Below are 15,236 nucleotides of genomic sequence, written 5' to 3'. Positions count from 1 at the left end.
ATCAGGGGTCGATCAGGTGACGCGACCGGGCCGGAAGGCACGCAGGGTCACGAACGGGACCGGCGAGACGTCCGTTCGTAGTGTTCGCGCCACAGCAGGTCAAGCAGGGCCACGAGCTGCGCGTCGCTGAGGTCCTGGATCTCGGCGTTCAGCGTGTGCACCGCATCGTCCAGCCGGCCGGGCGGGCGCTCGGGCGCGTAGCCCGCCGAGCGGAACAGCTGGTCGGCATCCACCTGCAGGATGCGGGCCAGCGAGGCCATCACCCCTCGCCGGGGCATGGCGCCGCCGGACTCCCAGCGGGAGATGGTCTGTTGCGTGACGCCGACCGCCGCCGCGACGGTCTGCTGGTCTAGGCCGAGGGCTGCGCGACGTGCGGCAGCCAACCGGCCGAAGGTCTGGTCCCCGGACATTCACTCTCCGTCGCTCGACGGAGAGGCCACGGGCCCCCACCGGACCGCGGCTCGATCTCCGCTGAGAAGTGCGACGACCGGGCCGGAAGGACCACGGTCGTACGACCGAGAGCCCCCCAAGAGGCTGGCGCGCTGTTCGGCCGATCGGTTTCACCCGAACGAGCACCGCGTGCGGAACAGGTCACGCATCGTCACGTAGACCTGGGCCACCGGTGGTACCGCGTTCAAGCTTCCCGACGGCCAGACGATATCCCATGTGGGACTCGACCCTCTCACCCGACACTTGGATGAAGAGGCGACATGAAGCGTGTACACGGTGTTCGGACGCTGGCCCTGCGGGGGTCGTCCGCCCTCGTCCTGGCGACACTGGCTCTGACCGGAGGTGTGGCCGGCTCCGCCCACGCCCTGTCCGTCAAGGTGCCCGGCGTCGCCGACGTCGGTGTCGCGGAGGGCGGCAAGCTCGTCGACGCGAAGGTGGGTTCCGGCGGGTCGGCCGCCACCGCCACCGTCGACCTCGGCGGGAGCGGCTCGGGCACCACGGCCAGCGTGAAGGTCGGGGGCGACACCGCCACGGTCGACGCCAAACTCGGTGGCGGCGACGGCGTGAAGGCGGACGTGAGCCTCGGTGGTGGCAGCTCCGGTGGTGGGGGAACCTCGACGGGTGGCGGTGGCACCCCGACCGGCGGCGGTGGCACCCCGTCCGGTGGTGGCGGCACCGGGGGCACGCCCACCGGCGGGGGCAGCGGCACCGACGGCAGCCCGGATCCGACCAATGAGGGTGGAGGCTCGGGCGGTGGGACCGGCGGTGGGACCGGCGGTGGGACGGGCGGCCGGACCGGCGGCGGGACCGGCGGCACGGCCTCGACCGGGGGCACCATCGGCCTCGGCGGTTCGGGCGGCGTGACCGCGGGGGTCAACGGCTCGGCCACCAAGGCCGGTACCTCGACCTCCGACGGCTCGACGGCCGGTGACGGCTCCTCCGCCGGCGGCACCACCGCCGACGATCTGACGGCGGCCGGGCACTCCGGCTGGTTCTGGGCGCTGTGGCTGCTGCTGGCCGCGGTTACCGGGGGCGCCCTCGCCTGGTTCGTGGGTGCGTGGCGCCGCCGTCGTGAGGACGACGCGGCCGTCGCAGCCCGCGCCAAGCACGGCGCGGGGGCTGCCGAGGGCGAGGAGCCGTTCCCGTCGGACGGCTTCGACGTGGACGAGGAGCCGGACGGTCTGCGCGAGCACGAGCGGGACCTGGTGGGCGCCGTTCGCTGAGGCGACTCGCCCAGCCCGGGCCCGCCTGAGAACAGGCACGCCCCGCGACCCGCCCGGGGCGCGGGGCGTGCCTGTCCGCCGGTTCCGGGTTCCCGACCGATCCCGTGCCGCCCGACCGTCCCCTAGGTGGCACGATTGACGTCGTGCGCTACGCGGATTCGATCGTCGACCTGATGGGCAACACGCCACTGGTCCGGCTGACCCGGGTCACCGAGGGCCTGCAGGCCACGGTGCTGGCGAAGGTCGAGTACCTCAACCCCGGCGGTTCGGTGAAGGACCGGATCGCGTTGCGGATGATCGAGGCGGCCGAGGCCGACGGCCGGCTGAAGCCCGGCGGCACGATCGTCGAGCCGACGTCGGGCAACACCGGCGTGGGGCTCGCGCTCGTCGCCCAGCGCAAGGGCTACGACTGCGTGTTCGTCTGCCCCGACAAGGTCTCCGAGGACAAGCGCAACGTGCTGAAGGCGTACGGCGCGCGCGTCGTCGTCTGCCCGACCGCGGTGCCGCCCGACCACCCCGACTCCTACTACTCGGTCAGCGACCGGTTGGTCGGCGAGATCGAGGGGGCGTGGAAGCCCGACCAGTACTCCAACCCGGAGGGCCCGGCCAGCCACTACGCCACCACCGGTCCCGAGATCTGGAAGGACACCGAGGGCCGGCTCACGCACTTCGTCGCCGGGGTCGGCACGGGCGGCACCATCACGGGCACGGGCCGCTACCTGAAGGACGCGTCGGCCCAGCGTCGGCAGGGCCCGGTGCGGATCGTCGGCGCCGACCCCGAGGGGTCCGTCTACTCGGGCGGCACCGGACGTCCGTACCTGGTCGAGGGGGTCGGCGAGGACTTCTGGCCCTCGGCCTACGACCCGGCGGTGCCCGACGAGATCGTCGCGGTGAGCGACGCCGACTCCTTCGCGATGACTCGCCGCCTGGCCCGCGAGGAGGGGCTGCTGGTCGGCGGCTCGTGCGGGATGGCGGTCGTGGCCGCCCTGCGGGTCGCGGAGCGGCTCGGCCCGGACGACGTGGTCGTGGTGCTGCTGCCCGACGGCGGCCGGGGCTACCTGGGCAAGATCTTCAACGACCGGTGGATGGCCTCGTACGGCTTCCTGCGCGACGACGCCGGACTGACGGTGGGCGACGTCCTGCGGGCGAAGGAGGGCGACCTGCCCGCGCTCGTGCACACCCACCCCACGGAGACGGTCCGGGACGCGATCACGATCCTGCGCGAGTACCACGTCTCGCAGATGCCTGTCGTGAACGCTGAACCACCCGTGATGGCGGGAGAGGTCTCCGGCAGCGTCAGCGAACGCGACCTGCTGGAGGCCGTGTTCACGGGTCGGGCGGCGCTGGCCGACCGGGTCGAGCAGCACATGTCGGCGCCCCTGCCCCTGGTCGGCGCGGGTGAACCGCTGGAGGTCGCGCGGCACGCGCTGGAGACGGCCGATGCCCTCATGGTCGTGACCGACGGTAAGCCGACCGGCGTACTCACGCGCCACGACCTGCTGGGTGTCGTCGCCGGATAGGTCCCGCTACGGCCCGATTTGGTAACGCACAGTGCGTGACACGGCACTCTCCGAATGAGTGCTTGCCGGGTTCTGGGCGCAGCACGAGTCATGATTCTGCCGATGAGACATACCTGCTCTCGTCGACTGTAGGAGGATCCTTGGCCAGGCTGCTCGTAGTAGAGGACGACCCGGACGTCCGTGACCTGATCGCCATGCGCCTCGTCATGGTCGGGCACCGGGTGATCGCCATGCCCGACGGTGACCTCGCGATCGATTCCGTGGAACAGTTCGGTGCCCCCGACGCCTACGTCCTCGACGTGGGCCTGCCGGGCATGGACGGCTTCACCCTGCTGGACCGGCTGCGCGCCGACCAGCCCGGCGTCCCGGCCATCTTCGTCTCGGCGTCGGCCCGCGAGAGCGACGTGCGACGCGGCCGGTCGCTCGGGGCGGCCTACCTGACCAAGCCGTTCGCGACCTACGCGCTGCTGGACGCGGTGGACGAGGCGGTCACCGGCCGGCCGAACCCGCCGGTCACGGAGCACGCCTGGTAGTCCCGGCTCCAACGCACCAGAGACCCGGGGGGGCGTGATGGTGAACGGTGAGGTGGACGGCCACCACGCCGGTCAGGTCGCCGTGGCGGCCGCTCCGCTGGACGACTTCGCCCACTTGCGGGAGCTGATCGACCCGGACGACGCCACCCTGCTGGACGTGCTCTGGAACGAGAGCGTGGAGCCCATGCAGCTGATGGCCTCCGCGGTCACGTCGCTGGCCCGTAACCGCGCGGCCCAGGCCGCGTTCGGCGACCGGCAGGCCCTCGCCGAGCAGGCGCGGGTCGTCGTCCGGGACCGGGACGGCGTGGAGCTGCCGGAGTCGCAGTGGCCGGCGAACCTCGCGCTCGCCGGGCAGCGGGTCCGGCGTCAGATCCTCTACGTCGACCTGGACAACGGCCACCCGGTCCGCCAGCTCCTGGTCTCGGCCCACCCGGTGCGGCTGCGCGACGGCCGGCGAGTGGCGCTGGTGATCTGGCACGACATCACCGACAGCTGGCAGCCCGCCGCCCAGACCAACGCGGAACTGACCCGGCTGCGGCAGCTGCTGGAAGGCGCGACCGACTACGCGCTGATCCTGATGGACGTCAACGGCCGCATCCGGACCTGGAGCCCGGCGGCCGAGCGGCTGTACGGCTACCCCGAGTCGGAGATCCTCAGCCGGCACTACGCCACCTTCTTCGAGGAGGAGGAACAGGCGGCGGGGCTGCCCGCCGACGTACTGCGGCAGGCCAACGGCGCCGGCCGGGCCGTCATCGAGGGCAAGCGGGTCCGCGGTGACGGGTCGCGGTTCTGGGCGCACTGCGTGATCACCGCCAGCCGCGGTCAGGACGGTGTACTGATCGGCTACGTGATGGTGGCCCACGACGTCTCCGACCGGCACGCCACCGAGCGGGCCGTCGTCCAGCTGAACCAGCAGTTGCGGGACCTGAACGAGCAGCTGGAGCAGCGGGTCGCCGAGCGCACCCGGCAGCTGGAGCAGCAGACGGCCCAGCTCACCGCCGCCAACGCCGAGCTGGAAGCCTTCTCCTACAGCGTGTCCCACGACCTGCGCGCCCCGCTGCGCTCGATGGCGGGGTTCACCACCCTGCTGGAGGAGGACTTCGCGGCCGACCTGCCCGACCAGGCCCAGCACTACCTGCGCATGGTGAACGAGTCGGCCGTGCAGATGGGCAGCCTGATCGACGCGCTGCTGGCCTTCTCCCGGATGCAGCGGCAGTCGATGACCAGCGGCCGGGTCGACATGACCGCGATCGCCCGCCGCTGCTGGGAGGCGCTGGCCCCGGCCCGTGAGGGCCGCGACGTCGAGTTCGTACTGGGCGAGCTGCCCCCCGCGACCGGTGACCCGCGGCTGCTGCAGCAGGTCTGGTCGAACCTGTTGGACAACGCGCTCAAGTACACGTCCGGGCGTACCGACGCCCGGATCGAGGTCAGTGCCCGGGTCGAGGACGACGGCTCCGTGCGCTACCTGGTCAGCGACAACGGAGCGGGCTTCGACGAGCGCTTCGCGGAGAAGCTCGGCCAGGTCTTCCAGCGGCTGCACCGGGCCGAGGACTTCCCCGGCAACGGGGTGGGGCTCGCGCTGGTGCAGCGGATCGTCCTGCGGCACGGCGGCACCCTGACGGCCACCGGTCGGGTGGGCGAGGGTGCCACCTTCGCCTTCACTGTCCAGGGGGCGGGGTGATCCGAGGATGAGCGGCACGGACGACTGGCAGGGCATGGACGACGAGAGCTGGCTCCTGCTCGTCGAGGACAGCTCGCACGACCGGGAACTCACGTTGCACGCGCTGCGCCGCGGCCGGTTCGCCGGCCGGATCGAGACCGCGCGGGACGGCGTGGAGGCCCTCGACCTGCTGGCCGGGCGCGGCTCCTGGGCCGGACGCGACCCCGCCGACCTGCCCTCGGCCATCCTGCTCGACATCAAGATGCCGATGCTGGGCGGCATCGAGGTGCTGCGGGAACTCAAGCGCGACGACCTGTGGCGCGACATCCCGGTGGTGATGCTGACGTCGTCCGCCGAGGACCGCGACCTGGCCACCTGTTACGCGCTGGGCGCCAACAGCTACATCGTCAAGCCGGTGGAGATCGACAAGTTCTTCCAAGCAGTGCTGGACATCGGCCGCTACTGGCTGGTGCTGAACCGACCCCCCAGGGAGGCGCGCCATGGAATCGACGCAGGAGCCGGGCAGCACCGATCGGCAGACCGAGCGACCGGCCGAGCCGCCGGCGAGCCGGGCGTTGCGCCTGCTGATCGTTGAGGACCGCCCCGAGGACGCCGAGCTGGCGGTCATCGAGCTGCTGCGGGCCGGGTACCGCCCCGAGTGGAACCGGGTCGAGACGCTCGAGGACTTCGTCGCCGCGCTCGACGACGCCCCGGAGGTGGTGCTGTGCGACTACTCGCTGCCGACCATGACGGCGCCGGACGCACTCACGGCGCTGGCCGAGCGTGAGCTCGACATCCCGCTCATCGTCCTCTCGGGGGTGATGGACGAGGACACCTGTGTCACGTCGATCCGGTTGGGGGCCGTCGACTACCTGCTGAAGGACCGGATGGTGCGGCTCGGGCCCGCCGTCGAGCACGCGCTCACCACCCGCCGGCTCGACCGCGAGGCGCGCGAGGCGCAGCGCCAGCGCCGGGCCACCGAGGCGATCCTGCAGGGCGTCCTCGACCACGCGCCCGCCGCGATCGCCGTCCGCGATCTCCTCGGTCGGCCGCTGCTGACCAACGCCCGGTTCGACATGCTCTCCCGGGAGGGATCGGCCGATCCGCTGCGCCCCGGCGCCGGAGACCGGGCCCCCTCGCGCACCGAGGAGGTGTTCGACGTGGACGGCGTCGAGCGCACCTTCCTGGTCGCCAACTACCCGATCTCCGACGCCTCCGGACAGCCGGTCGCGATCGGCACCATCGGCGTCGACATCAGCGAGCAGAAGGAGGTCGAGGCGCAGCTGCGCGAGGTGGACCGGTTGAAGGGGGAGTTCGTCGCCTCGGTCAGCCACGAGCTGCGCACGCCGTTGACCAGCATCTGCGGGTACGCCGAGATGCTGCTCGGCGACCCGAACCTCGCCATGTCGCCCTCGCACGAGCAGGCGCCCGAGCGCCGGATGATCGAGGTGATCGAACGCAACGGGCGCCGGTTGCTCGGGCTGGTGGACGACCTGCTCACGCTGTCGCGGGTGGACGCCGGCAGCTTCGGGAAGATGGAGCAGCCGGTCGATCTGGCCGAGGTCGTGAAGGCGGCGGTCGCCGTCGTCACACCGTCCCTCAAGGAGGCCGACGTGACGCTCGAGATCGACGCGCCGGACGGCCTGCCGGCCGTCGGCGGCGACCGGTCGCAGCTGGAGCGGGTCGTGCTGAACCTGCTCACCAACGCCGTGAAGTTCTCCGAGAAGCGGGGCACGGTGACGGTCCGGATCGGGCCCACCGTGCCGGTCGAGGCGGACCGGCCGGACGCCGGGCAGCGGCTGCAGCTGCAGGTCGCCGACACGGGCATCGGCATCCGCTCCGACGAGATCCCGCAGTTGTTCACCCGGTTCTTCCGGACCAGCGAGGCCCGGCGCCGGGTGATCCAGGGCACCGGCCTCGGGCTGGCCGTGGTGAAGGAGATCGTCGACCGGCACGGCGGCAAGGTCTCGGTGCAGTCCGAGCCCGGCGTCGGGACGACGATGACGGTGCTGCTGCCGGTGGCCGGCTCCGAGCCCGGTCGGGGTGCGGCCGACGGGCCCGGTGGGGCCGAGGGAGCTCGGACGGCGGTCAGCGCACCGTCTTTCCCAGCGCCGCGTCGGGGTGCGCAGCCAGCCACTCGCTGACCGTGTCGTCCTTGTAGGCCTTCCACAGCGACTTGTTGCCGGCCTTGTTCAGCTTCACGATCGACTGCTTGCCGTCGGGGCTCCAGCCGGTGCCGTCCAGCGGCGCGGTCATGAAGGTGATGTCCTTGACCTTCACGTCGCGCAGGGACAGTGCGGTGGAACGCATCTCGCCGATCGAGAAGCCGTCGTCGACCGACGCGGCCTTGGTGATCGAGCCGAGCACCGAGGTCAGCGTCATCGGGTTGGTCAGCGTGTCCTTGGACAGGGTCTTGGTGGCGATCGCGCGGATCCAGTTCTGCTGACGCTTCACCCGGTCGAAGTCACCGCCGGGCAGGCCGTGCCGCTGCCGCACGTAGGTCAGGGCGGTCTCGCCGTCCATCGTGTACGTCCCGGCCTTCCAGTGCTTCCTGCGCGCGCTGTCGTAGCTGTCGTCCGGGATCGTGATCCTCACACCGCCGAGGTCGTCGGTGACCTGCTGGAAGCCGTCGAAGTCGAGCACCACGACGTGGTCGATGCGCACGCCGGTGTACGCCTCGATCGTCTTCACCTCCAGCGCCGGGCCGCCGAAGCTGAACCCCGCGTTGATCTTGTTCATGCCGTGGCCGGGGATGTTCACCCAGCTGTCCCGGGGGATCGACGTGACGGTCACGTTCTGCCGGTCGGCCGGGATGTGCACGAGCATGATCGCGTCGGTGCGCTGGGCGCCGCGGACCCAGGCCGAGGCGTCCCCGGCGGAGATCCGGCTGTCCGAACCGAGCAGCAGGATGTTCTGCGCGTCCTTGGCGACCACCACCGGGCGGTCCTTGTCCTCCAGGCCCTGGAAGGCGTCGAACCGCTCGATGTTCGAGTCGTACTTGTGCTGCAGGTACAGGAACCCGCCGACCAGCACGGCCGCGAGCACCAGGGCGATGATGCCGATGATCGCGACCAGGCGCAGCCACAGCCGGCCCGTGCGCCGGCGGGGTTCGGGGGCGCGGTCGCCGGGCCGGAACCCTGGCACGGGGTGGCCGCCGCCGGGGTGACCCGGGTGCGGGGTCGGGCGCTCGTCGACCTGCGGACCCGCACCGGCGCCGGGCACTCGCGGGAAGGTGGTTGTCGACTCGTCGCCGTCCACGACTGACTCCTCTGGGTGACCTGCGCTTCCTGCCTGCTCATCCATCATGCAGGAAACGTGCTCACCCAGGGTGGGAGTCGGCGAGTAATCACCCGCCTAGGTTACGCAGAGCGACGGCGACCTCGCCGAGCGCGAAGGTAGTCGCTGACGACGTATTCGCCCAGAGTGTCCGGTTCGGCGGTGAAGACCCGGCCGCCGTTGCGCCGGGCGATCGCGTCGACGAACCGGCGCAGCCCGGGGTCCTCGCCGAGCATGAACACGTTGATCGCCGCGCCGTAACGGGTCAGCGCGTCCACCTCCCGCACGGTGGCCCGGATCGTCTCCGGCGCCGGCGGGTAGTCGAACCAGGCCTCGCCGTCGGGTTCCAGGTGGGCGGTCGGCTCGCCGTCGGTCACCACCATCACCACCGGTTCGCCGCCCGGGTGGCGGCGCAGGTGCCGCCCAGCCAGGGCCAGCGCGTGGTGCAGGTTGGTGCCCTGCACGTAGTCCGGTTCGACGCCCGCCAGCTCCTCCATGCTCAACCGCTGCGCGTAGCGGCCGAACCCGATGATCTGCAGCGCGTCCTGCGGGAATTGGGTCGCCACGAGGTGGGCCAGGGCCAGCCCGGTCTGCTTCATCGGGCCCCACCGCCCCTCGCTGACCATCGAGAACGACAGGTCCACGCACAACGCCACCACGGCCGTCGAGCGCCGCTCGGTCTCGACCACCTCGAAGTCCTCGGCCAGCAGGGTGAGGCTGCCGTCGGCGTGCGGGTCCAAGCCCTCACCCGCTCGCCGCCGGACGGCGTTCGCGACCGAGCGGACGACGTCCAGCGGCTGTTCGTCCCCGAACTCCCACAGGCGCGCCGCGCCCGTGATCTCCCCGGCCGCCCCGGCGTCCCGCACGTCGTGCTGACCCTTGCGCCCCGAACTGAGGTGCGCGAAGACCTGCTTCAGGGCCGTCTGGCCCAACCGGCGCAGCGCCTTCGGCGCCAGCTCCAGCCCACCCCGCTCGCGGTTCACCCAGCCCTGGCGCTCCAGCTCGCGTTCGAGCTGCTGCAGGGCCCGGACGTCGGTCGCGGCCTGGGCGCCGAGGGCTCGCTCCACCGCGTCGACGTCCACGTCGTCCAGCGTGGCGCCCGCGTGCTCCTGGCCGAGCTGTTCGATCAGGTCGTCGAGGTCGGCCAGCTCGCCCAGTGCCCCGGCGGCCTCGCCGTACCCCAGAGGTTCGCCGCCGCGCTGATTGCCCGCCTGCCGGCTGCCCGGGGTGCGGCCCCAGGCCAGGTCGGGGCGCAGGCCCCGCAGGTTGTCGGTCAACCGGCCCATCTGCTGGGCGAGGGCACCGTCACCCAGCGCCTGCTGCATGAGCTGGGCGAGCTGGTCGCGCTGCTGCGAGCTGAGACTGGCCAGCAGGCGCTCCCCGGCCGCGGCCCGGCGGGCCAGCGCATCGATGAGTTCCTCGACGTCCTGCGGGTTCTCGGGGAACAGGTCGCCGTGTTTCGCCATGAAGTCGTCGAAGTCCTGCGGGGTGTCCTGGCCGCGGGCGTGCTTCTCCAGCAGGTCGTTCAGGTCGTTCATCATGTCGGCCATGGCCTGCTCGGCCTCGGGGCCCATGCCCTGCAGCGCGTCGCGCAGTCCCTCGAACTGCTGGTCGACGATCTCGCCCTTGAGGTCGTCGAGGATCGACCGGTAGAGCTGCTCGGCCTCCGGGCTGGCCCAGTCGTAGTTCGCGAGCTCCTGCACGGCCTGGGCCGTCGAGCGGGGGAGGGCGTCGAGCTGCGCCTCCGCGAACCGGGCGTCGTCGCCGTCCTGCCCGGCCAGCTCCTCGCGTTCGGCGGCCAGGGCCTGGTCGAGCTTGGCCTGCGCCTTGGTGACGGCCCCGTCGAGCTGCCCGCGGCGCAGCGCCTCCTGGCGCATTCGGCGGGCCCGGGCCAGCAACTCGTCGAGCCCCCGCCGACGCCCGTTCTCGTCGGGCAGGCCACGGCGCAGCAGGTCGCGCAGCGCGTCCCGGACGCTCTCGCCCTGCAACACCCCCTCGCCCATGGCGTCGAGCGCCTTGCGGACGTCGTACGGCGGGGCCAGGGGGTCGGGGCCGCCGCGCCACGGGCCGTACCGGTACCGCGGGTCGCGCCTGCGTGAGCTCACCCCTCGACGCTACGTCCGGGGTCCCGGTTCGCGCATCACCGGGCCTGTATCCGGCCGTCGTTCAGGCTCCGGGCCGACCCAGGACCGTGCCGAATCGCAGGGAGGAGACGTCGCCGCCCAGGGGGCGTACGGTGCTCACCGTCCCGGTCGGGTGCCGCACGAGCACTCGACCGACGCCGCCTACCGTCCCGACGGACTCCCCGGGGACGCCGATCAGCAGGTCCTCAGACCCGTCGGCGCCCGTGGCGTCGCTCAAGACGGCGCCGAACCGGTCGCCCGTCTCCGAGGCGCCCGGGGCGCCCTGGCCCTGGGCGACCCCGACCGTACCGCAGCTCTTCCCGGCCCGGGCGGCGTCGACAAGCGTGACCGTCCCGGCGTCGGCCGCCCCGCCGAGATCCTCACCGGGGGAACCGATCGCCGCGGAAACGACGTCGTCGCAGATCAGGCGACCCACGGCGACGCTGGCCCCGAACCGGTCGCCCGACTCGGCCTTGCCCGGTACACCCGCGGAGTCCTGGGAGACCGCGCGCAACGGGGCGATCCCCGGTTCGTCCGTCGCGACGGACAACTGCACGGTTCCCGCGTCGGTCAACCCGCCGATGTCCTCGCCGGGCACCCCGATGGCCAGCGCCTCCGCGCTCACCGACTCGCCGAACTTGTCGCCCGCCTCGGCGGTCCCGGCGAAGTGGGCCCGGTTCTGGGTGTACACCGACGCCGTCGTGAGAGTGCCCGTCACGGAGTTCTCACGGATCCGGTAGACGGCCCCCGCGTCCTGCGCCCCGTCGACGTCCTCGAGCGGGACGCCCACGATCACGCCGTCGTGCGCGTTCGCCAGGACCGAGCCGAACCGGTCGCCCGCATCCGGTGAGCCGGGGATCATCAGGCTGCCCTCGGTGCGCTGGAACTCGCCCGCCAGGTCGGTCACGGCGGGCAGGTCCGGCATGCGCAGCGCGTGCACGTCGAGCTGGAAGAGCTTGCCGGCCTCTGCGTGCCCGTCGACGGTCGCGTACGGAGCCCCGATCCAGACCCCGGTGCTGCGCTCATCGCTGCGCCTGTTGATCGCCACCGCGGTGCCGAAACCGTCCCCGGGGTGGCCGGTCTCGACGAACCGGCGGACGCCGTCGGCGGTGAAACCTTCCGCACCACCGAAGACGAGGAAGACCGACTTCTCGTCGTCCCGTTCGGGGCCCTGCGGCGCACCGACCACCAGGTCGACGTAGCCGTCGTGGTCGAGGTCGCCGGAGGCGACGCTGGTGCCGAACCGGATCTTTGCGGAACCCGTGCCCAGGTCCAGGCTCTCGGGGGTGAGACGGTCCGTCGTCCCGTCGGTCCGGTGCAGGTCGACCACCCCCCGGCCACCGTCGGCGGTGGGCACACCAACGGCGATGAACCCGGTCTCGGTGGGCTCGGCGTTTGCCGTGGAGGGCAGAACCACCAGGGCTGCGGTGGCCAGGACCGTGGCGAGAAGGGCCCCTCCGGCCCGGTTCATAGCACGCTGCCGAAGTGGTCGAACTCCCCGTCCAGGCCGATGCGGCCGAACGCGAAGCCCGAGGCTCCCGGCGTCCAGCCGATCACGATCCCCGCCTCGTTCGCATTGCCCATCTGCTCGCCCGGGGCGCCGATCAGCAACTGGTCGGTTCCGGCGACGTCCGCCCGCGCGACCGTGCCGAGACTGCGACCGGTCTGCTCGTTGCCCGCCCCGATGCTTCCCGGCAGGCCGGCTTCCTGGGCCAGCGACCGGGTCGGGCAGGTCCCCTGTTCGCCAGGCAGGGTGGTGACCGCGACCGTCCCGCCGTACGCCCAGGAGCCGCCGAGCGTCTCGTACGGAGAGCCGACGGCCATCGACCGGACTCCCGGGCACTCGAAGACGCCGGTGGTGACGGCATACCCGAAAAGATCGCCCTTCTCGGCCGTCCCGGGGACACCGGCCGAGTTCTGGCTCAGCGCCGGGCCGGCTGCGACGGCCCGCGATTCACCCGTCCCCGAGATCCGGAAGGTCTGGACACCGCCTGCGTCCTTGGTCGACCCCACATCCTCCCAGGGGGCCCCGACGACCTCACCACCCGCAGAGACCGACCAACCGAACATGTCGCCGGTCTCGGCGACCCCGGGAACGCCGGGCGAGTCCTGGCTGAGCCCAATCCCTTCCAGCCCGCGACCGCCCTGCCAGATCCACTCGACCATGCCGGCGTCGGTGTGCTTGCCGATGGCCTCGTCGGGGACGCCCACGACCACACCCTCCGAGGCGGGCGCCAGAACGCTGCCGAACCAGTCCCCGGGCTCGGCGGAGCCGGGGACGCCCGAGGTGTTCTGGGACACCGCTTTCGGCGTTCCCACAGACCCCGAGGACGAGACCGTGAATCGCCACACGACGCCGGCGGCGGGCACGCCGGACACGGTGCGGCCAGGCGCCCCGACCCAGACGTCCTTCCGCCCACCCGAGCGGGACGTGATGGCGACCGCCGCCCCGAAGTAGTCGCCACCAATGCGGTTGGGGGTCAGCTCGACATGCTTGCCCGCCGCATAGCCGGTGGGAGAGTTGAACAGGATCCAGGTCCGGCCGCCGTAGTTGTTGGCAAACCAGGCGCCGACGACCAGGTCGTCCAGACCGTCGGAGTCGAGGTCGCCGACCGCGACGGCATCGCCGAACTCCGTCCCCGCCCGTCCTGTGGTGAAGCCCAGCGAGTTCGTGGTGAGCAGCTCCGACGTTCCGTCGGGACGGAAGACGTCGACGCGCCCGTCGCTGCCGCCGCCGAAGGGGGACCCCACGACGATCGCCCGTGCGAGGCCCGTCGCGGGCGCCGGGTCGTCGCCGTCGGCAGCCAGCACGGGAGCCTCGGTACTTCCGAGAGCGGCGACCGCCAGGACGACGGCAGCGATCAGTCCGCGCCTCACTGGGCGTCCAGGCCGAGGATGTGGCCATAGAAGGCACCCGGCTGGTCGCCGCCGGTCAGCGGCCCGAGGCTGGTCGCCGTCCGGCTCGGGAACCGGACCAGCAGGACGCGGCCCGACTGGGACAACGTGCCGATGCTCTCGGCCGGGACGCCGACCAGCAGGGCGTCGTAGCGGTCCTCCTCGGCCTCCGGGTCGCCATTGGCGACGGCCAGCGTCGAGCCGGTCGCCTCGCCCGTCTCGGCGGTACCGGGCAGCCCGGAGCCCTGGCTCAGGGCCACCGACTTGCACTCGGAGTTGGCCACCGCGCCGGGGACCAGCGTGACGCTGCCGGCGCGGGCCGCTTTGCCGATTCCCTCGCCCGGGGCGGAGACCGCGATCTGGGACTGCTCCTGGCAGGTGAAGGTTCCCGCCGTGACGACGGCGCCGAACCGGTCGCCCGCCTCGGCGGTGCCGGGCACGCCCTTGCTGTCCTGGGTCACGGACCGGTCGGGCCGCAGTTGTCCGGGGACGCCACTGCTGCGGAACAGCTGGACGGAGCCCGCGTCCTTGAGCTTCCCGACGTCCTCGCCGGGGGCGCCGACGGCCTGCCCGCCGGGGGCGATCGAGGCACCGAACAGGTCGCCGGCCTCGGCGCTGCCGGGCACGCCCTTGGTGTCCTGGCTGAACGCGGACGCCCCGGTGACCACGCCGTTGTCGCCGTCGGTGGTCACCGCGTACACGGAGCCGGCGTTCTTCTGCGTGCCGATCGCCTCGCCGGGCGAGCCGACCACGACGCCGGCGGACGACGAGGCGAGGGCCGCGCCGAAGAGGTCGCCGGCCTCGGCGGTGCCGGGCACGCCCGCGGTGTCCTGATCCAGCGCCGTGGCGGCGCTGAGGGTGCCGGTTCCGCTGCCGTCGCCCGGGCCCGTGAAGGTGAACCGGTAGACCCGGCCGGCCATCGCGTGCCCACCGACCGTCGCGCTCGGGTCGGCCACCCAGATGTCGCTGACCGTGTCGTTCAGGACGCTGATCGCCACCGCCGAGCCGTAGGTCCGGAAACCCTCGGCGGGAGACCCGTGCGTCACGTTCAGGTCCCGCACGCCGGCGGCGGTGAACCCGTTGGCTCCGCCCAGCACCAGCCACGCGCGCCCGGCCGTGTGGTCGCCGTAGTACCCGTTGGCTCCGATGACGAGATCGCTCAGGCCGTCGGCGTTCACGTCGCCGATCGCCACCGAGGCACCGAACCCGTCGCTGCCCGCCGGGGCGGGCGGCAGCCCGAGGCCGGCGGCGGTCAGCCGCTGCGTGTCACCGTCGGGGAACCGGACGTCGACGTACCCCTGGCTGTCGGGGGAGCCGTCGTCGGCGTTGGTGCCGGCGCCCACCACGACCAGGTCGTGGGTGCCCGTCGGGGTGGCGGCCAGGGCCGGGGCCGCGGGCCCGCACGTGAGCGCCGCGGCGCAGGTCAGGAGGAGTACCCGCCGTACTCGTTGTGCGCCACTACGTGCCCCGTGCCCCGTCATGTCCCGCTCCTGTGCAGTTCGCCGGAAAGTCGCCGAACGGTAACAGGAGCCCCGCAGGTGCGGTAGCGATCGGGA

Annotated in this window: 12 protein-coding genes; 6 read left to right on the top strand and 6 right to left on the bottom strand. The window is 72.4% G+C overall.

Annotated features, from left to right (window positions below; translation table 11 throughout):
* Positions 1 to 47: 47 nt before the first annotated feature.
* Positions 48 to 410 (bottom strand): helix-turn-helix transcriptional regulator, encoded by a 363-nt coding sequence (locus tag ACIB24_RS16355; RefSeq protein WP_398282549.1) that lies wholly within the window; start codon positions 408 to 410, stop codon positions 48 to 50.
* Positions 411 to 710: 300 nt separating this feature from the next.
* Here ACIB24_RS16355 and ACIB24_RS16350 point away from each other — a divergent pair, with 300 nt between their 5' ends.
* The 6 genes from ACIB24_RS16350 (at position 711) to ACIB24_RS16325 (ending at position 7,530) form a co-directional block, all read left to right on the top strand.
* Positions 711 to 1,673: a hypothetical protein gene (locus ACIB24_RS16350; RefSeq protein ID WP_398282547.1), complete on the top strand. Its 963-nt coding sequence runs from the start codon at positions 711 to 713 to the stop codon at positions 1,671 to 1,673.
* Positions 1,674 to 1,816: 143 nt separating this feature from the next.
* Positions 1,817 to 3,193, top strand: coding sequence for a cystathionine beta-synthase (locus tag ACIB24_RS16345; protein ID WP_398282545.1), 1,377 nt, complete (start codon positions 1,817 to 1,819; stop codon positions 3,191 to 3,193).
* Between the two features lie 140 nt (positions 3,194 to 3,333).
* On the top strand, positions 3,334 to 3,726 hold the full coding sequence (locus ACIB24_RS16340; protein ID WP_398282543.1) for a response regulator transcription factor: 393 nt from the start codon (positions 3,334 to 3,336) through the stop codon (positions 3,724 to 3,726).
* A 37-nt stretch (positions 3,727 to 3,763) separates the two neighbouring features.
* Positions 3,764 to 5,407: a sensor histidine kinase gene (locus tag ACIB24_RS16335; RefSeq protein ID WP_398282541.1), complete on the top strand. Its 1,644-nt coding sequence runs from the start codon at positions 3,764 to 3,766 to the stop codon at positions 5,405 to 5,407.
* A gap of 7 nt (positions 5,408 to 5,414) precedes the next feature.
* The gene (locus ACIB24_RS16330) at positions 5,415 to 5,981 is read left to right on the top strand and encodes a response regulator (protein ID WP_398282539.1); all 567 of its coding nucleotides are present in this window, start codon (positions 5,415 to 5,417) and stop codon (positions 5,979 to 5,981) included.
* The gene (locus ACIB24_RS16325) at positions 5,887 to 7,530 is read left to right on the top strand and encodes an ATP-binding response regulator (RefSeq protein WP_398282537.1); all 1,644 of its coding nucleotides are present in this window, start codon (positions 5,887 to 5,889) and stop codon (positions 7,528 to 7,530) included. The genes ACIB24_RS16330 and ACIB24_RS16325 overlap by 95 nt, the downstream gene beginning before the upstream one ends.
* On the opposite strand, the gene ACIB24_RS16320 is transcribed toward ACIB24_RS16325, so the two are convergent.
* The 5 genes from ACIB24_RS16320 to ACIB24_RS16300 form a co-directional block, all read right to left on the bottom strand.
* Positions 7,475 to 8,644, bottom strand: a complete 1,170-nt coding sequence (locus tag ACIB24_RS16320) for an LCP family protein (RefSeq protein ID WP_398282535.1) — start codon at positions 8,642 to 8,644, stop codon at positions 7,475 to 7,477. The two genes, ACIB24_RS16325 and ACIB24_RS16320, sit on opposite strands and share 56 nt — an antisense overlap.
* Before the next feature lie 101 nt (positions 8,645 to 8,745).
* Positions 8,746 to 10,767, bottom strand: a complete 2,022-nt coding sequence (locus tag ACIB24_RS16315; RefSeq protein ID WP_398282533.1) for a hypothetical protein — start codon at positions 10,765 to 10,767, stop codon at positions 8,746 to 8,748.
* Between the two features lie 61 nt (positions 10,768 to 10,828).
* Complete coding sequence (locus tag ACIB24_RS16310; RefSeq protein ID WP_398282531.1) at positions 10,829 to 12,256, bottom strand: integrin alpha; 1,428 nt, start codon at positions 12,254 to 12,256, stop codon at positions 10,829 to 10,831.
* Complete coding sequence (locus tag ACIB24_RS16305) at positions 12,253 to 13,662, bottom strand: hypothetical protein (RefSeq protein WP_398282529.1); 1,410 nt, start codon at positions 13,660 to 13,662, stop codon at positions 12,253 to 12,255. Before ACIB24_RS16305 ends, ACIB24_RS16310 begins: the two co-directional genes overlap by 4 nt.
* Positions 13,659 to 15,161: an FG-GAP repeat protein gene (locus ACIB24_RS16300; RefSeq protein WP_398282527.1), complete on the bottom strand. Its 1,503-nt coding sequence runs from the start codon at positions 15,159 to 15,161 to the stop codon at positions 13,659 to 13,661. Before ACIB24_RS16300 ends, ACIB24_RS16305 begins: the two co-directional genes overlap by 4 nt.
* Between the last annotated feature and the right edge of the window lie 75 nt (positions 15,162 to 15,236).

Origin of the sequence: Spongisporangium articulatum (assembly GCF_044465595.1) — a bacterium.
Lineage (GTDB): Bacteria > Actinomycetota > Actinomycetes > Actinomycetales > Kineosporiaceae > Spongisporangium > Spongisporangium articulatum.
Note: the sequence above shows the minus strand (reverse complement) of the source record. Positions and strands in the feature narration are given on the sequence as shown.